The sequence below is a fragment of the Lichenibacterium ramalinae genome, from assembly GCF_004137085.1.
GTDB lineage: Bacteria > Pseudomonadota > Alphaproteobacteria > Rhizobiales > Beijerinckiaceae > Lichenihabitans > Lichenihabitans ramalinae.
Map to the genome: position 1 here is coordinate 177,561 of NZ_QYBC01000005.1, position 19,280 is coordinate 196,840.

Here is a 19,280-nt window from a genome sequence, read left to right on the forward strand (position 1 = left end):
GCTGGAAGCGCGGCACGACGGGTGATACAACGCGGCATCGACGGTGGGAAGCCGGTCCCGCCGATCCCTCGGTCCCCTTGGCCGGCCTGCCGCACGAGCGCCCCCATGACGATCCCTGTTCCGGCCGGCCGGCCCGAGGCCTCGACCTTCGCGGCCTTCGCCCCCTCGGTGAAGCGGCAGGACCCGCTGCGCGCCGCCATCACGGCCGCCTATCGGCGGCCCGAGGCCGACTGCGTGGCGGCGCTGCTCGAGAGCGCGAGCTTGCCGGCCGAGGCCGGCGCGAAGGCCGCCGCCACGGCGCGCAGCCTCGTCGAGCGGCTGCGGGCCAAGCCGCGCGGCGGCGGCGTCGAGGGGTTGATCCACGAATATGCCCTGTCGAGCCAGGAGGGCGTCGCCCTCATGTGCCTCGCCGAAGCGCTGCTGCGCATCCCGGACGGCGCCACGCGCGACGCCCTGATCCGCGACAAGATCTCCACCGGCGATTGGCGCGCCCATGTCGGCCAGAGCCCGTCGCTGTTCGTCAACGCCGCCACCTGGGGGCTCGTCGTCACCGGGCGCCTCACCACCACGACGAGCGAATCCTCGCTCGGCAGCGCGCTGACGCGCCTCATCGGCCGCGGCGGCGAGCCGCTGATCCGCCGGGGCACCGACCTCGCCATGCGCATGATGGGCGAGCAGTTCGTCACCGGCCAGACCATCGCCGAGGCGCTGGCGAACAGCCGCAGGCTGGAAGCGCGCGGCTTCCGCTATTCCTACGACATGCTGGGCGAGGCCGCGACGACTGCCGAGGACGCGACCCGCTACCTCGCCGACTACGAGACCGCCATCCACGCCATCGGCAGGGCTTCGGCGGGGCGCGGCATCTACGAGGGGCCGGGCATCTCCATCAAGCTGTCGGCCCTGCACCCGCGCTACAGCCGGGCCAAGCAGGCGCGCGTGACGGGTGAGCTGCTGCCGCGCGTCAAAGGGCTGGCGGCGCTGGCGAAATCCTACGACATCGGCCTCAACATCGATGCCGAGGAAGCCGACCGGCTCGAGATCTCGCTCGACCTGCTCGAAGCCCTGGCCTTCGACCCGGACCTCGCGGGCTGGAACGGCATCGGCTTCGTCATCCAGGCCTACGGCAAGCGCTGCCCCTTCGCCATCGACTGGATCGTCGACCTCGCCCGCCGCTCGAACCGCCGCATCATGGTGCGGCTGGTGAAGGGCGCCTATTGGGATTCCGAGATCAAGCGCGCCCAGGCGGACGGGCAGGGCGGCTTCCCGGTCTTCACCCGCAAGGTCCACACGGACGTGAGCTACCTCGCCTGCGCGCGACGGCTGCTCGCCGCGCCCGACGCCGTCTTCCCGCAGTTCGCCACCCACAACGCCCAGACGGTGGGGGCCATCATGGCCATGGCGGGGCCGAACTTCTACCGCGGCCAATATGAGTTCCAGTGCCTGCACGGCATGGGCGAGCCGCTCTACGACGAGGTGGTGGGGCCGCAGAAGCTCGACCGGCCTTGCCGCATCTACGCGCCCGTCGGCACCCACGAGACGCTGCTGGCCTATCTGGTGCGGCGCCTGCTCGAGAACGGCGCCAACTCGTCCTTCGTCAACCGCATCGCCGACGACAGGGTCGCGGTCGACGACCTCGTCGTCGACCCCGTCGCGGCGGTGCGGGCCATGAGCCCGGTCGGCGCCCCGCACGAGCGGATCGCGGCGCCGCGCGACCTGTTCCCGGACCGGGCCAACTCCCGCGGGCTCGACCTGTCGGACGAGGACGCGCTGGCGGCGCTCGGCGCCGCGCTCGAGAAGAGCGCGGCGACGCGTTGGACGGCGCTGCCGCCCGGCGTCACGGACGAGGAGGGCGCCGCGCCGGTGCTGAACCCGGCCGACCGGCGCGACGTCGTGGGGGTCGCCCGCCACGCGACCGAGCCCGAGGTCGCCGAAGCCCTGGCACGGGCCGCCGCCGCCGCGCCAGCCTGGGCCGCCACGCCCGCCGACGCGCGCGCCGCCTGCCTGGCCGGCGCCGCCGACGCCCTCGAAGCCCGCATGCCGGTGCTGATCGGCCTCATCGTGCGCGAGGCCGGCAAATCCTACGCCAATGCCGTCGCCGAGGTGCGCGAGGCGGTGGACTTCCTGCGCTATTACGGCGCCGAGCTCACCCGCACCTTCGGGTCGGAGCGCCACGCCGCGCTGGGCCCGGTGGTGTGCATCAGCCCCTGGAACTTCCCGCTGGCGATCTTCACCGGCCAGGTGGCGGCGGCGCTGGCGGCCGGCAACCCGGTGCTGGCCAAGCCCGCCGAGGAGACGCCGCTCGTCGCCGCCGAGGCCGTGCGCCTGCTCCACGCCGCCGGCGTGCCGGCCGACGCGCTCCAGCTCGTGCCCGGGGCCGGCGAGGTCGGGGCGGCGCTCGTCGCCGACGCCCGTGTCATGGGCGTGATGTTCACCGGTTCCACCGCGGTGGCGCGGCTGATCCAGCGCCAGCTCGCCGGCCGCCTGACGCCGGACGGCAAGCCCGTGCCGCTCATCGCCGAGACCGGCGGGCAGAACGCGCTGGTGGTGGATTCCTCGGCCCTCGCCGAACAGGTGGTGGCGGACGTCATCGCCTCGGCCTTCGATTCCGCCGGCCAGCGCTGCTCGGCCCTGCGCATCCTGTGCCTGCAGGAGGACGTGGCGGAGCGCACGCTCGCCATGCTGAAGGGGGCGCTGCGCGAACTCGAGATCGGCGATCCCCGCGCCCTGTCGGTCGACGTCGGCCCCGTCATCACGGCGGAGGCGCGCGACGGCATCCTGGCCCACGTCGAGGCCATGCGGGCCCGCGGCCACGCCGTCGAGAGCCTGCCGCTGCCCGAGGCGGCCCGCCACGGCACCTTCGTGGCCCCCACCATCGTGGAGATCGGCCGCATCGCCGACGTGGAGCGCGAAGTCTTCGGCCCCGTGCTGCACGTGCTGCGCTTCCGCCGCCAGGACCTCGACGCGCTGGTCGGCGCCATCAACGCCACCGGCTACGGCCTCACCTTCGGCCTCCACACCCGCATCGACGAGACGATCGCGCGCGTCGTCGGGGCGGTCGAGGCCGGCAACGTCTACGTCAACCGCAACGTCATCGGCGCCGTGGTGGGGGTGCAGCCCTTCGGCGGCTCGGGCCTGTCGGGCACGGGGCCCAAGGCCGGCGGCCCGCTCTACCTCGGGCGCCTGCTCGACATCCCGCCCGCCACCGCCCTGCGCGGCCTCGAAGCCGCCGCGCCCGCGCTCGCGACCGCCCGCGCCTACGCGGACTGGCTGCGGGCGAGCGGCCACGAGGCGGAGGCGGAGCGCTGCATCGCCGACCTGTCGCGCTCGGCGCTCGGCGCCAAGGTGGAACTGCCCGGCCCCGTCGGCGAGCGCAACGTCTACGCGCTGCGCCCGCGCGGCCGAATCGCCGCCCTGGCGCTCGGCGAAGCGGGCCTGCGCGTCCAGGTCGGCGCCATCCTGGCGACCGGCAACGTCGCCGTGGTGGAGCGGCCCGCGGCCGCGACCCTCGCCGGCCTGCCGGCCGACGTCGCCGCGCAGGTGCTCGTCGTCGACGACTGGTACGCCGTCGCGGGGCTGCGCGGCGTGCTGTTCGAGGGGGAGGCGGATGCGCTGCTCGCCCTGTCGCGCCGCATCGCCGAGCGCGACGGCCCCATCCTGTCGCTGCAGGCCCTGCGCTCGGCCGAGCGGGAAGACTACGACCTCGTGCGCCTGCTGGAAGAATGCTCGATCTCCACCAACACGGCGGCGGCGGGCGGCAATGCCAGCCTGATGTCGATCGGCTGAGCTTGATCGCGCTGCCCCGGGCCTCTACGCAGGCCGGGGCGGCGCGATGGATCGGGACGAGGCGGGCATGAACTTCACCGTGGTGGCGATCGCCGAGGACCGGCTGGAGGCCACGAACGAGGCCGGCCAGCGTTTCACCTTCCCGCTCGACGAACTCCAGGCGACCCGCAAGCCGGTGCGCACCAGCGTCAAGGTCGGCACCCTCCCGGTCGCGCCCCCGCTCCGCACCCTCGAACTCGCCCGCAAGGCCGCCGAAGACTATGCCGTCGCCCACGGGCTGATCTGAGGGCGCTTCCGCGTCCCCTCCGCCGGTGAAGCGAGACGCGAGCCTCTCGCTCGATCACGACGGGTCCAGCCGGCGCGAGACACGGCGTATGCGCTGCACGATCACGGTCTGTCCGCTCACGCGATAGAAGACGGCACAGGGCGACGGCTGAGCCGATAGCCGACGCACGCCGGGGCGGTCGGTCGTGCGGCCGATGAACGGGTGTTCGGCGAGGAGAGCAAACAGGCTTCGCAGGCGCAACCCGACGCTCTCGGCGCCCTGGGGACTGCGCTCCCCGATGTAGGTCAGGACGGTATCGAGCTGCCGGAGGGCCGTCGTCGTGAAGGGTGACCTTCACGGACCATGCTTCGCCCAGACGGCGCGGATCTGGTCATCGGTCGCCAGCGCGCCACGCGCGATCTCTGCATCGGCTGCGTCGAGGTCGGCCACGTCCTCGGTCGTCAAGCGATAATGCGGCTGATCTTCGCCAGTCAGTTGCAAGAGGACGCGCGCCACCTCGTCCTGGACCTCTGGGGGCAGGGCGCGGAGCCGTTCCACGGCGTGATCGACAAGGCTGCTCATGGCATCGATCCGACACCGGGACGCCGCCGAAAGGCAGGCACGATGTCGCCAGGACCCCCGGCACGGCCTGCCCGCCTCTTCCGGTCGGATCGGCGCGGCTGGCCTTCACGACTTGTTAACCACGACCCGCCAGACTCATCCCCACATCCACGGCGGAGGAAGCCATGCAAGTCGACGTTCACCAGCAGAAGCTTCTGCGCTGGGTCGAAGCCAAGGAGCCGGTCCTCGGCATCTTCTTCAACATGTCGGAACTGAACCCGATGATCGCCGGCGGCCTCATCGAGAACCGCCCGGTGCCGCGCCAGAAGGGCCAGCTCGTCTTGACCGAGGCCGGCAAGGCCGCGCTCGAGGGCGCCACGTCCCACTGACACCCGCACCCTCCCGCGCGACGATGCGGGAGGGTGCGCCGCTGACGTGCCCCCCTCGGCTCTGGTAGAGAGGACGGATGACCCCTTACCTGTCCCTCGAGCGGCTGTTCGGCCGGCTCCGCTCCCTCAACGATGCCGCCGGCATCCTCGGCTGGGATGCCCAGACCCTGATGCCGACCGGGGCCGCGGAGGGCCGCGCCGAGCAGCTCGCCACGCTGCGCGGCCTCGCCCACGAGCTGCTCGTCGCCCCCACCACCGCCGACCTGCTCGACGCCGCCGAAGCCCGCGCCGCCGACCTCGACCCCTGGCAGGCCGCGAACCTCGGCGAGATGCGGCGCGCCTACGCCCATGCCGTCGCGGTGCCGGGCGACCTCGTCGAGGCCGAATCCAAGGCCGCCTCCGCCGCCGAGATGGCGTGGCGCGAGGCGCGCGCCAGAAGCGATTTCGCGATCCTGCGCCCGCATCTCGCCGAGATGCTGCGCCTCGCCCGCGCGGTCGGCGAGGCCAAGGGGGCGGCGCTCGGCCTCGCCCCCTACGACGCGCTGCTCGACCAATACGACCCCGGCCTGCGCCGCGCCCGCATCGATCCGCTGTTCGACCGGCTCCGCGCCGAGATCCCCGGGCTCATCCGGGCGGCCTGCGAGCGCCAGGCCCGCCAGGGGGAGCTTCCCCCGGTGTCCGGAGCCTTCCCGGTGGCGGCGCAGCGGGCGGTGGGCGAGCGGCTGATGGGCGACCTCGGCTTCGATTTCGCCCGCGGCCGGCTCGACACCAGCCTCCATCCCTTCTGCGGCGGCGCCACCTCCGACGTGCGCATCACCACCCGCTACGCCGAGGGGGACTTCACCCGCTCGCTCATGGGCGTCGTGCACGAGACCGGCCACGCGCTCTACGAGCAGGGCCGGCCGCAGCGCTGGCTCGGCCAGCCCGTGGGCGACGCGCGCGGCATGACGCTGCACGAGAGCCAGTCGCTGCTCCTCGAAATGCAGGCCTGCCGCACGCCGGAGTTCATGCGCCACCTCGCCCCCGTGCTGGCCGAGGCCTTCGGGGCGGAGGCGGCCGGGCTCGACCCCGACACGCTGTACCGCATCTACACCCGCGTCGCCCCGGGCTTCATCCGCGTCGACGCCGACGAGGTGACCTACCCGGCCCACATCCTGCTCCGCTACGACCTCGAACGCGCCATGGTGGACGGCGACCTCGCCGTCGCCGACCTGCCGGGCGCCTTCGACGCGGGCGTGAAGGCGCTGCTCGGCCTCGACGTGCCGGATGCGGCGCGCGGCTGCCTGCAGGACATCCACTGGCCCGGGGGCGCCTTCGGCTATTTTCCCACCTACACGCTGGGGGCTGTGGCGGCCGCCCAGCTCTTCGAGGCCGCGACCGCCGCCGAGCCCGACATCCGGCCCGGCCTGGCGCGGGGCGACGTCGCGCCGCTGCTCGGCTGGCTGAGGGCCAACGTCCACGGCAAGGGCTCCTCGCAGAGCACCGACGAGATCCTGACGGAGGCGACCGGTCGCCCGCTCGGCCTCGACAGCTACCTCGCGCATCTCAACCGCCGCTATCTCGGCGACGGTGCGGCCGCGTGACGGGGTTTGCTTAAAACATCCTTAAGGCTTGTGACGCCTTTGACATGAACATGCCCTACCGATGCCGTTGAGCCCCACTATGACCGTTCCGTACCGTCACTCCCTGGAGGTGAGATCCATGAAGGAATGGTCCGTCAAGGGCATGGGGGACGAGGTCACGGTCTTCAGCCCCGCCGGGGACGTGTATCCCTTCGTCATCACGTCGGTGCAGGACCTGCGGCTGCGGCTGCACGACCGGCCGAACTGGCGCGACGGGCGCGAGCCCGACGACGCCGACCTCAAGATCTACGCGGCCCATCGCGTCGCGTCGCGCTGGACCATGGAAACCTTCGGCTCGGCCATCGGCTGACCCGCCCCGGGGGGAAACCGCCGCCCGCCGCTGAACCAATCCGCCGCCCGCGCATCTTCGACGGATGGCACTCCCGGACACGACCCACCCCAGGCTGGACGGCAAGGCCGTCGCCGCCGTGGTGCTCGGCAACGCGCTCGAGTTCTACGACTTCACCGTCTACGCCTTCTTCGCCGTGCCGATCGGCGAAGCCTTCTTCCCCGCCAAGGACCCGACCAGCAGCCTGCTGGCCTCGCTGGCGCTGTTCGGCATCGGCTACGTCATGCGGCCGCTCGGCGGCATCGTCATCGGTGCCCTGGCGGACCGCGCCGGCCGCAAGCCCGCCATGGTGCTGACCATCGCGCTCATGGCGCTCGGCATGCTGTTGCTGGCGGTGACGCCCGGCACGGCGACGCTCGGCTGGCCCGCCCAGGCCATCGTCATCGCGGGGCGGCTGATCCAGGGCCTGGCGCTCGGCGGCGAGGTCGGGCCCTCCACCGCCTACCTGCTCGAGGCGGCGCCGCCGCCGCGCCGTGGCTTCATCGCCTCCTGGCAGATCGCCAGCCAGGGCTGCGCGGCGCTGTTCGCCGGCCTCGTGGCCTCGGCGCTGTCTTTGGCCGTGGGGGAGGGCGCCATGGGGCAGTGGGGCTGGCGCGTCATGGTGCTGCTGGGCCTCGCCGTCGTGCCGGTGGGCCTCGTCATCCGCCGCCACCTGCCCGAGACGGCGGGCCCCGCCGAGGGCGCGGCGGCGCCGGGCTCGACGACCGCGGTGCTGCGCCTTCTGCTGCGGGACCATGGCCGGCTGCTCGGGCTGACCTTCGTGGTCATCGCCGCCTCCACGGTGTCGAACGCCATCGGCACCAACATGCCGGTCTATGCGCGCTCGACCCTCGGCCTCACCGAGACGGTGTCGACCGCGGTGCCGATCGCGCTCGGCCTCGCGTCGGTCGCCTTCCCGCTGCTCGGCGGCTGGCTCGCCGACCGGGTCGGGCGACGGCCCGTGATGGTGTGGCCGCGGGCGCTGATCGCGCTCCTCGCCGTGCCGGCCTTCTTCTGGCTCGCCCGCGCCCCGTCGGCCGCCGCCCTCTATGCCGTCACCTTCCTGATGTCGGCGCTGTCCTCGATCAACGCCGCCGCCATCATCGTGGCGATCCCGGAATCGCTGCCGCGCTCCGTCCGCAGCGCCGGACTGTCGATCGTCTACGCGCTGGCCGTTTCGATCTTCGGCGGGTCCACCAACTACCTCGTCAACAAGCTCGTGGCGGTGTCCGGCGATCGCCTGATGCCGGCCTATTACCTCGCGGCCTTCAGCGTCCTCGGCACGCTGGCGGCGCTGGGCATGCCGGAAACCCGCGGACGGCGGCTTGACGACGGCGAAGCGTGACGCTTCACCGGAAGAACACCAGCGTCAGAAGGCCGAAGAGCGGCAGCAGGATCAGTCCCGACCAGGCCAGATAGCCGAAGAAGCCGGGCATGCGGATGCCCTGTTCCTCGCAGATCGACTTGACCATGAAGTTCGGCGCGTTGCCGAGGTAGGTGTTGGCGCCCATGAAGACGGCGCCGCAGGAGATGGCGAGCAGCGTCGCCGCATGCTCGCCCATGAGGCGCGCCGGGTCGCCCCCTGCGCTGTCGAAGAAGACCAGGTAGGTCGGGGCATTGTCGAGCACCGAGGACAGGGCGCCGGTGAGCCAGAAGTAGTTCGCCACCGCCGGCGTGCCGTCCGGCCGGCTGACGAGGTGAAGCAGGGGCGCGAAGGGCCCGGCGGCCCCGGCCTGCAGCGCCCCCAGGACCGGCGCGATGGTGATGAAGATGCCGGCGAACAGGATCGCGACCTCGCGGATCGGCACCCAGGTGAAGGCGTTCTCGATGCGGATGCGCGAGGGCGTGGTCACGTAGGACAGCCCGGCCGCCGCCAGCAGCGCGAGGTCGCGGGCGGCGTCCTCGTAGCGCAGGCTCACCCCGAGCCCGACCGGCAGGCTCCGGCCCGAGTGCCACAGGCCGCTCATCAGCACCGCGCCGACGATCACGGCGAGGAAGACCACGTTGTGGAGGCCCTCCACGCCGACGCTGCGCGGAAGGTGGCTCGGAGGCAGCACGGGTTCCCGGCGCCAGTACCAGCGGTCGAGCAGGGTGAACAGCGCCAGCAGCAGCCCCGACGACAGCAGCATCGGCGGCGCCATGGCGCCGAGCGTCCAGCCGAAGTCCACGCCGCGCAGGAAGCCGAGGAACAGCGGCGGGTCGCCGAGGGGCGTCAGCGAGCCGCCGATGTTGCCGACGAGGAAGATGAAGAAGACGAAGACATGGGTCCGATGCTTGCGGTCGCCGTTGGCGCGGATCAGCGGGCGGATCAGCAGCATGGCGGCGCCGGTCGTGCCGAGCAGGCTCGCCCCGAGCGTGCCGAGGCCCAGCAGGGCGAGGTTGGTGTTCGGGGTGCCGATGAGGTTGCCGAAGATGCGGATACCGCCCGCCACCACGAAGAGCGCCAGCAGCAGCACGATGAAGGGCAGGTACTCGTGCGCCACCGCCTCCAGCAGCGTTCTGCCGGCCTCCTCCGTCCCGCGCAGCGCCGCGAAGGGCAGGGCGAAGAGCAGCGCCCAGACGGCCGTGACCCACGGGAAATGCCGCTCCCACCAATGCGGCCGCAGCAGCGGCAGCAGCGCGATCGACAGCAGCAGCCCCGCGAAGGGCAGGCCGTAGGCGAGGGTCGGGGCGACCTCGGCGTGGGATGGCATCATGGGGGCTCGCGGAACGGGTCGGGGACGCGACCTATCGGCGATAAGCAGAGCGGGTTCAACGCCGGACCTTAACCCTCACCTCGCCCCGGCCGCCTGCAGGGCGTGCAGCAGGGCCGCCGTGGGGTTGCCGTCCGGCACGAGGCCGTTCTTCGCCTGCGCGGCCCGGATGGCGTCGCGCAGCGCGAGGCTGATGCGGCCCGTCCTGTCGTCGACCGGATAGCCGAGCGCGGCGAGGCGCGCCTGGAGGGCGATGCGGTCCTCGCGCCCGATCGGCGCCGCGGTCGGCCAGGGGGCCGCCACGGGGGCGGACCCCGCCATGCGGTCGGCGAGGGTGCCGACGGCCAGCACGTAGCTGTCCGACGAATTGTATGTCTTGATGACGGTGAAGTTCGTCGTCGCCAGGAAAGCCGGCCCCGAGGCGCCCGCCGGGAAATACAGCACGGCGTCGCCCTCGGTGGGAAAGGCGCCCCCGTCGGCCCGCACGAGCCCGCGCCCGGCCCAGGCCGCGAAGGGCGCGCGGGGCTGGCTGCCGATGTCGAAGCCGGCCGGCAGCGTCACGGGAAACCCCCAGGGCAGGCCCGGAGTCCAGCCCTGGCCGCGCAGGAAGCCGGCGATCGACGCCAACGTGTCGGGCACGTCGCCCCAGATGTCGCGGCGGCCGTCGCCGTCGCCATCCGCCGCATAGCGGAGAAAGCTCGACGGCATGAACTGCGGCTGCCCCATGGCGCCCGCCCAGGAGCCGCGCAACTGGTCGCGCGACGCGTCCCCGCGCTGCAGGATGTCGAGCGCCGCCAGCAATTCGTCGCTGTAGAGGTCCGGCCGGTAGCCCATGGCGCCGAGCGTCGCCATGGAGCGGACAACGTCCTTGGCCCCGGGCGCGGCACCATATGCGGTCTCGAGCCCCCAGATCGCCACCAGGACGGGCCCCGGCACGCCGGACGACGCCGCGATGCGGTCGAGATCGTCGTGCCATCGCGCCAGCAGCGCCGCGCCTTCCGCGACGCGGGCCGGCGTGACGGCAGCGGCGAGATAGGCGCCGGTCGGCTTGTTGAGTTCGGCCTGGCGCCGCGTCAGGGCCGCGACGGCGGGGTCGGGGGCGATGCCGGCGAAGGCCGCGTCGAAGGTGGTGGCCGACACGCCCCGCGCTTCCGCGGCGGGCCTCAGCCTGGCGATGAACCCGGCCAGGGCCGCCGCCGAGGGAGGCTTCGGCGCGGGCTCGGCGGCGCGGGCCGGGAGCGCCAGCGCGGCGGCAACGAGGGGGGCAGCCAGCCATCGCGTCAAACCGAGCATCCGATCCTCCCCTGGGTCGGACCGGAATACAGGCTCGCTCCTGAAGGGTCGAGGCGGCGTGGTGCCGTCAGTCGTGCCCTTCGTCCGCAAAGTGGAAGGAAGGGCCGCGCCGGCCCTGTCCTTGGGAGGTCAGCGCGGGGCGCGCTTGGCCAGGATGCGCTGCAGGGTGCGGCGATGCATGTTGAGGCGGCGCGCCGTCTCCGACACGTTGCGACCGCACAGCTCGTAGATGCGCTGGATGTGCTCCCAGCGGACCCGGTCGGCCGACATCGGGTTCTCGGGCACCTCGGCCTTGTCGTGGCGCAGGGCCATCAGGGCGCCGTAGATCTCGTCGGCATCGGCGGGCTTGGCGAGATAGTCGAAGGCGCCGAGCTTCACGGCCGTCACGGCCGTGACGATGTTGCCGTAGCCCGTGAGGATGATGGCGCGGGCGTCGGGCCGCTTGGCCTTCAGCTCGGACATCACGTCGAGGCCGTTGCCGTCGGCGAGCCGCATGTCGATCACGGCATAGGCCGGGGCGCTGCGCTCGATGACGCTGAGGCCTTCGGCGACGGATTCGGCGGCCTCGACCTGGAAGCCACGGCTCGCCATGGCGCGGGTCAGGCGAGTGAGGAAGGGCTTGTCGTCGTCGACGATCAGCAGCGAACCGTCCCCGTGGAGGACCTGGGGCGTGCCGGCATCGGCGGGCGTGGACTGAAGGCTCATGGCATATCCCGTGGGTCTGAGGCCTCGGGCGGGCTTCGGACCTGCCCGAGGCTCGGGCTTGTCCACGCCTCGGACGGGCCGTGTCGTCGGCCTCGCGGCCATGCAGGATGAGATAAGGCGCGGATCAGAACAAAACAGGGGTACGGCGCTGTTTGCCGCTGGCGGCCCCCGACCGTTCGCGCTCGAACAGCGCGCGCGGCCACGTCACCGTGACGACCGCGCCCGTGCCCGGTGCCGAAGCGTTGGACGTGACGACGCGGGCGCCGGAGCGTTCCAGCAGCGTCTTGGCGATGAACAGCCCGAGGCCCAGGCCCGAATTGGCCTCGGATTTGTTGCGCCCCCCCGCGCCGCGCGTCGTGACGTAGGGTTCGCCGAGCCGCGACAGGATCTCGGCGGCGAACCCGGGCCCGTCGTCCCGCACCGTCACGCTCACGGCCTGGGGCGTCCAATGGGCGTCGATCGCCACGACCTGGCGGGCGAAGTCCACGGCATTCTCGACGAGGTTGCCGAGGCCGTAGAGGATGGCGGGGTTGCGGGCGCAGACCGGTTCGTCGCCGAAGCCGATCGGCGTCACCGTCACGGCGACGTCGAAGTTCCGCTGGGGGCCCACCACCTCTTCGACGAGATGGCTCAGCGTCATCTCCTCGAGGGGCCCGGCCGCCTCGGTCCCGAGCGAGGTCAGCTTGCCCAGGATGGCGCGGCAGCGCTGGGCTTCCTGGTCGAGCAGGCGGATGTCGTCGGCGATCTGGGAAACCTCGATGGTCGGGCCCGACTTGGCGACGAGGCCGAGCATCTCGCGCACCACCAGCGTGATGGTGGCGAGGGGCGTGCCGAGTTCGTGCGCCGCCGCCGCCGCGAGGCCGTCGAGCTGCGTCAGGTGCTGCTCGCGCGCCAGCACGAGTTCCGTGGCCGCCAGGGCGTCGGACAGCTGCCGGGCTTCCTCGGCCACCCGCGACGCGTAGATGCCGATGAACCCCACGCCGAGCACCACGGCGCACCAGATGCCGGCCGAGAACAGGAACGGCAGGTGCATCTCTTCCCCGGGGTGCCAGGGCAGGGGCCGGTGCCACACCACCAGCAGGGTGGCGGCCACCACCGCCACCGACCCCAGCACCAGGGTGCGCCCCGGCGGCAGCGAGGCCGCCGAGATCATCACGGGCGCCAGGAACAGCATCGAGAAAGGGTTCTCGAGCCCGCCCGTGAGGTAGAGCAGGGCGGACAGCTGCAGGAGGTCGTAACCGAGCAGCGCCGTCGCGGCCCGGTCGTTCAGCCGGTGCGTCAGCGGGTAATAGAGCCGCAGCATGATGTTGCAGGCCACCGAGGCGCCGATGATCAGCAGGCAGGCCACGAGCGGCAGCGGGAAGCCGAGCACGAGATGGGTGAAGAGCACGGCCCCGGCCTGGCCGGTCAGCGCCAGCCAGCGCAGGCGCGACAGGGTGTTGACGCGCAGCCGCCGCGCGGGCTGCCCGAGGTCGATGGCGCTCAGTTTGGGCATGGGGTCGGGACGGGTCCTGGTATCGCGGCGCGGCGCTGCCGGGCCAACGCCGCCCGAAATGCAAAAGTGCCCGCGCGCCTGTGCACGCGGGGCGAGGGCGCCGCGAGCGCTCCATAGCGGGCTTCGCCGCGCCGGGCTGCCCCCCCGCGCGGTTTTGCCCTTGCCGGCCCCGGCCCTTGCGGGTTCGGCGCCGTGCGACGGATCGTCTATACGGGGCGGATGCCCGCCGCCCTGCCGCACGCCATCGCGCTCCGCGCCCTCACCAAGGTCTACCGGGGGCGGCCCGCCGTCGACGGGCTGAGCCTCGACATCCCGCGCGGCACCGTCTGCGGCCTGCTCGGCGGCAACGGCGCCGGCAAGACCACCACGATCGGCATGATCATGGGGCTGATCCTGCCGAGTTCGGGCCAGGCCCTGGTGCTGGGCGCCGACATGGCGACGGACCGGCACCGTGTGCTCGGCCGCATGAACTTCGAGAGCCCCTACGTCGACATGCCCCACCGCCTCACCGTGCGCCAGAACCTCGACGTCTTCGCCCGGCTCTACGGGCTGGCGGACCGCCGCGCCCGCATCGCCGAACTCGCGGCCGACCTCGCCCTCGGCGACTTCATGGATCGCCCGGCCGGCGCCCTGTCGGCCGGCCAGAAGACGCGCGTCGCCCTCGCCAAGGCGCTGCTCAACCGGCCCGACGTGCTGCTGCTCGACGAGCCCACGGCCTCGCTCGACCCCGACACGGCCGACTGGGTGCGGGGCCTCATCGAGGCCGACCGGCGCGCCCGCGGCACCAGCATCCTGCTGGCGTCCCACAACATGGCGGAGGTCGAACGCCTGTGCGACCGCGTCGTGGTGATGAAGACCGGCCGCATCGTGGCGGACGGCACGAGCCGCGACCTCAAGGCCCGCTTCGGCCGCGGCACGCTGGAAGAGGTGTTCCTCGACGTCGCGCGCGGCACCGGCGAGGCCCGGGCCGATGCCGCGGGCGAGGCCCGGCCCGCCGCGGCGGGCGACGGGGCGACGGCGTGACGCCGCCCCGTCCGAGGGCGCGCCCGTGAGCCGCCTCGCCTTCTCGCCCGCGCGCGTCGGCGCCATGGTGGCGCGCTATTCCTACCTCCTGCGCGGCTCCTGGCCGCGGCTGCTCGACCTCATGTACTGGCCGACCGTGCAGCTGGTGACCTGGGGCTTCATCCAGCGCTTCGTCGGCGGTGCGGCGGCGGCGGGCGGCCCGCAGGGCAAGCTGGCCGTCGGGGCCGGCACGCTGATCGGCGCCGTCATGCTGTGGGACGTGCTGTTCCGCGGCCAGCTCGGCTTCTCGCTCTCCTTTCTCGAGGAGATGCATTCGCGCAACGTCGGCAACCTGTTCATGAGCCCGCTGCGCCCCCTGGAGTTCGTGGCCTCGCTGATGGTGATGAGCCTCGTGCGGCTCGCCCTCGGCGTGGTCCCGGTCACGGGCCTTGCGGTGCTGTTCTTCGGCTTCAACCTGTGGGGTCTCGGGCTGGCGCTGGGGTTCTTCTTCGCCAACCTGCTGCTCACCAGCTGGAGCGTCGGCCTCGTGGTGTCGGGCTTCCTCCTGCGCCACGGGCTCGGCGCCGAGGAGCTCGCCTGGAGCTTCATGTTCCTGCTGCTGCCGCTCTGCTGCGTCTACTACCCGGTCGCCGTGCTGCCGGGCTGGCTGCAGCCGGTCTCCTGGGCGCTGCCCCCGACATACGTGTTCGAGGGCCTCAGGGCGGTCCTCAACGACGGCGTCGTGCGGACCGACCTCATGGTCGAGGCGCTCGCCATCAACGCCTGCCTCTTCGCCGCCGCCACGCTGGCCTTCCTGTGGTTCCTGCGGGCTTCGCGCGCGGCCGGGACCCTGCTGCAGATGGGTGAATGATTCGGCATCCGGCCCGCATTCGATGCGGAAACGTGACACGCGCCGTTGTCGCCCCTGGGCGCAGCGGCTATCTGTGCAGCCACGGGGAGGGGCACCCCCGCGTCCCGCCCCGGCGTCGAACTCCAACCCTTGGTGTGCCGTGGGCCAGATGAAGATCACCTATCCCATGTTCGAGATGACGCATCTCGCCCTGGCTCCGGCGCGGGCGCTGTCCGACGCGACGCGCCTCACGTTCAAGAACCCGCTCAACCCCTGGACCTATACGCCGCTCGGCCGCAACCTCGCCGCCTCGGCCGAACTGTTCGAGCGCATGACGCGGCGCTACGGCAAGCCGGTCTTCGGCCTCGACCACACGACGGTGGACGGGCGCGAACTCGCCGTCACCGAGACGGTCGTGTGGGAACGGCCCTTCTGCAAGATGCTGCATTTCCGCAAGCACGACGACGGCGGGACGGCACCGAAGTCCCGCATGCTGGTCGTGGCGCCGCTGTCGGGCCATTACGCCACGCTGCTGCGCGGCACCGTCGAGGCCCTGCTGCCGCATTTCGACGTCTACGTCACCGACTGGGCCGATGCCCGCATGGTGCCGCTGGCCCTCGGCAAGTTCGACCTCGACGACTACATCGCCTACCTGATCGAGATGCTGCAGGTCCTCGGACGCGACGGCGTGCCGGTCCACACGCTCGGCGTGTGCCAGCCGGCGGTGCCGCTCATCATCGCGGTGGCCCACATGGAGAAGAACGGCGACCCGCTGCATCCCGCCTCCATGACGCTGATGGGCGGCCCCATCGACACGCGCTGCAGCCCCACGGCGGTGAACAAGCTCGCCGAGGAGCGCGGCACCGAATGGTTCCGCGAGAACTGCCTCGAGACCGTGCCGTTCCCCTATCCCGGCATGGGCCGGCGGGTCTATCCCGGCTACCTGCAGCTGTCGGGCTTCATGGCGATGAACATGGACCGGCACGTGAAGGCCCACACCGACATGTTCCACCACCTCGTGGCCGGCGACGGCGAACCCGCCGAGAAGCACCGCGAGTTCTACGACGAATACCTGTCGGTCCTCGACCTCACCGCCGAATATTACATGCAGACGATCGAGCAGGTGTTCGTCCGCCAGTCGTTGCCGAAGGGCGAGTTCGTCTATGCCGGGCAGACGATCGACCTCGGCGACATCCGCCGCACCGGCCTGATGACGGTGGAGGGCGAGCGCGACGACATCTCCGGCGTCGGCCAGACCAATGCCGCGCAGAGGCTCTGCCGCAACCTGCCGGATGCGCTGAAACTGCATTACCTGCAGCCCGGCGTCGGCCATTACGGCGTGTTCAACGGCTCGCGCTACCGCAGCGAGATCGTGCCCCGCATGGTGGAGTTCTCCCGCCGGGTCGAGACGGTGGACCGGGCGCAGGCGGCCTGATCGAAGGTCCGACGCGACCACGGCGGCGGCCTCGTCCGGCGAAGCCTTGGTGTGCCGGCGCGATCCGGCTTAGACTGCCTGGCATGTTCTGGATGCGTCCCCCCGCCCGCGCCGTTCCGAAGCCGCCCGAGCGCGGGCCGGCGCCGGTGCTGGACGTCGTCCACGAGGGCGTGACCTATCGGGTGAGCGTCAAGCGCGTCGCGGCGGCGCGCCGTTTCACGCTGCGGGTTCGCTCCGCCGACGGCGCGGCCGTGCTGACCATGCCGCCGCGCGCCTCGCTGAAGAGCGCGCAGGCCTTTGCGGCGCGCAACGCCGCGTGGATCGGCACGCGCCTCGCGGCCCTGCCGGGCCGGCTTCCCCTCGCGCCCGGCACGTCGGTGCCGCTCCGCGGCATCGACCACCGCATCGTGCTCGACACCGGGACGTTGCGGCTGTGCCAGCCGGGCCTCGGCGAGGCCGGCGAGCCCGTACTGCGCCTGTCGCCCCGCGCCGCCGATCCCGAGGCCGCGGTGCTGCAGTTCCTCATGGGCGAGGCGCGGCGGGATCTCGCCGCGGCCGTGGCCCGCCATGCCGCGGCGGTCGGGCGGCCCGTCGCCCGCATCACCCTGCGCGACACGCGCTCGCGCTGGGGGTCCTGCTCGTCCCGCGGGGCGCTCAACTTCTCGTGGCGGCTGATTCTCGCGCCCCCGTCCGTGCTCGACTACCTCGCCGCCCACGAGGTGGCCCACCTCGTCCACATGGACCATTCGGAGCGGTTCTGGCAGGTGACGCGCGGCCTCGCACCTGCGATGGACGAGGCGGAAGACTGGCTGAAGCGCCACGGGCCGGCGCTGCACCGATATGGAGCGGCAGCATGATCGGCATGGCGACGGACGGCGCGGCGCCACGCGGGAGCGAGCCGCCTCTCGCCAGCCTCGCCGACGTCGCCGCCATCGAGGCCGCCGGCTGGCCGGCCGACCTGCCGACCGACACCTACGACCTGCTCCGCCGCGCCGCGGCGCGCTTCGGCGACGGGCCGGCGCTCTCCTCCTTCCTGAGCGTGAAGCACCACCGCACGACGCGGGACTGGAGCTTCGAGGACCTCTTCGCCGAGGTGACCCGGGCCGCCAACCTGTTGACGCGGCTCGGCGTCGGCCCGACCGACGTCGTCGCCTACATCCTGCCGAACCTGCCCGAGACGCATTTCGTGCTCTGGGGCGCCGAGGCGGCCGGCGTGGCGCTGGCCATCAACCCGCTGCTCGACGCCGAGGCCGTGGCCGAGATCCTTCGGGTCGCGCAGGCGCGGGTCGTGGTGACGCTGGCGGCCTTCCCGGGCACCGACATCCACGCCAAGGCCATGGCGGCGGCCCGGTCGGCCGGGGTGCGGGACGTGGTCCTGGTGGACCTCGCCGACGGGGTGGCGGGTTGGAGGCGGATCCCCGCCAAGCTCATGGGCTGGCGGGCCGGGCGGCGGGCCGCCGCGGAGGCGGAGGCCGCCACCGGGCCCACCCTCCACCGCTACGCCCGGCTCGCCGCGGCGGCGCCGACCGATCGGCTGCTGCGCGCCCGGCCGATCGCGCCTGGCGACGTGTCCTCGCTGTTCTGCACCGGCGGCACCACCGGCCGGCCCAAGATCGCCGTGCGGACCCACGCCAACGAGGTCGCCAACGCCTGGATGAGCGGCCGCATGGTGGGGGAGGTGGCGGGCCCGGGCGACACCTGGTTCTGCGGGCTGCCGCTGTTCCACGTCAACGCCGTGATGGTGACGGGCCTCGCCGCCTTCCATCGCGGCATCCGCGTGCTGGTCGGTACGCCCCAGGGCTTCCGGGCCCCGGGCCTGCTCGACCGGTTCTGGGACATCGTCGCGCATCACCGGATCACGAGCTTCAGCGGCGTGCCGACCCTCTACGCGGCCCTGCTCGACCGGCCCGTGGCGGGGCAGGACATCTCCTGCCTGCGTTACTGCTATTGCGGGGCCGCGCCCATGTCGGCGGACCAAATCCGCGCCTTCGAGCGCCTGACCGGCGTGCAACTCCTCGAAGGCTACGGCCTGACCGAAACCACCTGCGTGTCGGCCATCAACCCCTTCGGGGGCGAGCGCCGCCCGGGTTCGGTCGGGCTGGCCGTGCCGTTCCAGCCGATCCTCCCGGTGCGGCTCGACGAGCACGGCGCCTATCTCGGCGACGCCCCCCCGGGGGAGGCCGGCACCATCGCGATCAGCGGCGCCAACGTGTTCCAGGGCTACCTCGGCGCGCCGCAGGAACCCGGCCTCTGGATCGACCGCGGCGACGGCAGGCGCTGGCTCAACACCGGCGACCTCGGCCGGATCGACGCCGAGGGCTACGTTTGGCTCACCGGGCGCGCCAAGGACCTCATCATCCGGGGCGGCCACAACATCGACCCCCGCGCCATCGAGGACGCGGTGCTGCGCCACCCGGCCGTCGAACTCGCCGCCGCCATCGGCCGGCCCGACCCCCACGCCGGCGAACTGCCGGTCGTCTATGTCCAGCTCCACCCCGGCGCAGCGATCGACGAGGACGGGCTGCTGGCCCACTGCGAGAACGAAGTCGGCGAGCGCGCCGCACGGCCCAAGGCCGTCCGCATCCTCGACAAGCTGCCGCTGACCGCGGTCGGCAAGATCTTCAAGCCGGCGCTGCGCGAAGCGGAGGTCCTTCGCTTCGTGGAGGAGACGCTGCGGGAGGCGGGCATCGCGGGACAGGCCTCCATCGCCCAGGATCCGCGGCGCGGCACCGTGGCGACCCTGGCGGTGCCGGCCGCATCGGCCCAGGCGGCCCGGCAGGCCTTCACGGGCGTCACCACCTTCCAGGTGGATGTGGCGGCGGGGTGACGCGCCGAAGGCCCCGCGGGCCGGGCGGCACC

General features: G+C 72.6%; 16 protein-coding genes and 1 pseudogene. 11 read left to right on the forward strand and 6 right to left on the reverse strand.

The genetic code is table 11. The features are described from left to right. Window positions 1–105 precede the first annotated feature (105 nt). Window positions 106–3,783 carry a trifunctional transcriptional regulator/proline dehydrogenase/L-glutamate gamma-semialdehyde dehydrogenase gene (gene putA / locus D3272_RS07680; protein ID WP_207210161.1) on the forward strand — a complete coding sequence of 1,226 codons (3,678 nt, stop codon included), beginning with the start codon at window positions 106–108 and terminating at the stop codon, window positions 3,781–3,783. A 67-nt stretch (window positions 3,784–3,850) separates the two neighbouring features. After that, the gene (locus D3272_RS07685) at window positions 3,851–4,069 is read left to right on the forward strand and encodes a hypothetical protein (RefSeq protein ID WP_165361268.1); all 219 of its coding nucleotides are present in this window, start codon (window positions 3,851–3,853) and stop codon (window positions 4,067–4,069) included. A gap of 54 nt (window positions 4,070–4,123) precedes the next feature. Here the strand turns inward: D3272_RS07685 and D3272_RS28365 are convergent. Together D3272_RS28365 and D3272_RS07695 are read right to left on the reverse strand one after the other, a co-directional pair. Then, a pseudogene (locus D3272_RS28365) lies at window positions 4,124–4,381 on the reverse strand (type II toxin-antitoxin system RelE/ParE family toxin); the annotation flags it as partial. Window positions 4,382–4,402: 21 nt separating this feature from the next. After that, window positions 4,403–4,630 (reverse strand): hypothetical protein, encoded by a 228-nt coding sequence (locus D3272_RS07695; RefSeq protein WP_129218576.1) that lies wholly within the window; start codon window positions 4,628–4,630, stop codon window positions 4,403–4,405. Window positions 4,631–4,794: 164 nt separating this feature from the next. Between D3272_RS07695 and D3272_RS07700 the strand changes: the two genes are divergently transcribed. From D3272_RS07700 to D3272_RS07715, 4 genes are all read left to right on the forward strand, one after another. Continuing rightward, window positions 4,795–4,998, forward strand: coding sequence for a hypothetical protein (locus D3272_RS07700; RefSeq protein WP_129218577.1), 204 nt, complete (start codon window positions 4,795–4,797; stop codon window positions 4,996–4,998). Window positions 4,999–5,075: 77 nt separating this feature from the next. Beyond that, window positions 5,076–6,581 carry a carboxypeptidase M32 gene (locus tag D3272_RS07705; protein ID WP_129218578.1) on the forward strand — a complete coding sequence of 502 codons (1,506 nt, stop codon included), beginning with the start codon at window positions 5,076–5,078 and terminating at the stop codon, window positions 6,579–6,581. Between the two features lie 118 nt (window positions 6,582–6,699). Continuing rightward, window positions 6,700–6,930 carry a hypothetical protein gene (locus D3272_RS07710; RefSeq protein ID WP_129218579.1) on the forward strand — a complete coding sequence of 77 codons (231 nt, stop codon included), beginning with the start codon at window positions 6,700–6,702 and terminating at the stop codon, window positions 6,928–6,930. Between the two features lie 64 nt (window positions 6,931–6,994). Continuing rightward, entirely contained in the window at window positions 6,995–8,293 is a 1,299-nt protein-coding gene (locus tag D3272_RS07715) for an MFS transporter (RefSeq protein ID WP_129218580.1), read from the forward strand. Window positions 8,294–8,297: 4 nt separating this feature from the next. On the opposite strand, the gene D3272_RS07720 is transcribed toward D3272_RS07715, so the two are convergent. From D3272_RS07720 to D3272_RS07735, 4 genes are all read right to left on the reverse strand, one after another. Then, window positions 8,298–9,644 carry a sodium:proton antiporter gene (locus tag D3272_RS07720; RefSeq protein WP_245496435.1) on the reverse strand — a complete coding sequence of 449 codons (1,347 nt, stop codon included), beginning with the start codon at window positions 9,642–9,644 and terminating at the stop codon, window positions 8,298–8,300. A gap of 75 nt (window positions 9,645–9,719) precedes the next feature. Next, on the reverse strand, window positions 9,720–10,934 hold the full coding sequence (locus D3272_RS07725; protein WP_129218581.1) for a lytic murein transglycosylase: 1,215 nt from the start codon (window positions 10,932–10,934) through the stop codon (window positions 9,720–9,722). 129 nt (window positions 10,935–11,063) lie between these two features. Next, the gene (locus tag D3272_RS07730) at window positions 11,064–11,639 is read right to left on the reverse strand and encodes an ActR/PrrA/RegA family redox response regulator transcription factor (RefSeq protein ID WP_129218582.1); all 576 of its coding nucleotides are present in this window, start codon (window positions 11,637–11,639) and stop codon (window positions 11,064–11,066) included. Window positions 11,640–11,763: 124 nt separating this feature from the next. Then, on the reverse strand, window positions 11,764–13,134 hold the full coding sequence (locus D3272_RS07735; RefSeq protein WP_129218583.1) for an ActS/PrrB/RegB family redox-sensitive histidine kinase: 1,371 nt from the start codon (window positions 13,132–13,134) through the stop codon (window positions 11,764–11,766). A 219-nt stretch (window positions 13,135–13,353) separates the two neighbouring features. On the opposite strand from D3272_RS07735, the gene D3272_RS07740 reads away from it, so the two are divergent. From D3272_RS07740 to D3272_RS07760, 5 genes are all read left to right on the forward strand, one after another. Continuing rightward, the gene (locus D3272_RS07740; protein WP_129218662.1) at window positions 13,354–14,157 is read left to right on the forward strand and encodes an ABC transporter ATP-binding protein; all 804 of its coding nucleotides are present in this window, start codon (window positions 13,354–13,356) and stop codon (window positions 14,155–14,157) included. Between the two features lie 64 nt (window positions 14,158–14,221). After that, a complete protein-coding gene (locus D3272_RS07745) occupies window positions 14,222–15,007 on the forward strand; it encodes an ABC transporter permease (RefSeq protein WP_245496442.1) in 786 nt (261 codons plus the stop codon). 148 nt (window positions 15,008–15,155) lie between these two features. Continuing rightward, window positions 15,156–16,421 (forward strand): polyhydroxyalkanoate depolymerase, encoded by a 1,266-nt coding sequence (locus D3272_RS07750; RefSeq protein WP_129218585.1) that lies wholly within the window; start codon window positions 15,156–15,158, stop codon window positions 16,419–16,421. A 92-nt stretch (window positions 16,422–16,513) separates the two neighbouring features. Further along, window positions 16,514–17,278, forward strand: coding sequence for a M48 family metallopeptidase (locus D3272_RS07755; RefSeq protein ID WP_129218586.1), 765 nt, complete (start codon window positions 16,514–16,516; stop codon window positions 17,276–17,278). Next, a complete protein-coding gene (locus D3272_RS07760) occupies window positions 17,275–19,248 on the forward strand; it encodes an acyl-CoA synthetase (RefSeq protein WP_207210162.1) in 1,974 nt (657 codons plus the stop codon). The genes D3272_RS07755 and D3272_RS07760 overlap by 4 nt, the downstream gene beginning before the upstream one ends. Window positions 19,249–19,280: the final 32 nt, after the last annotated feature.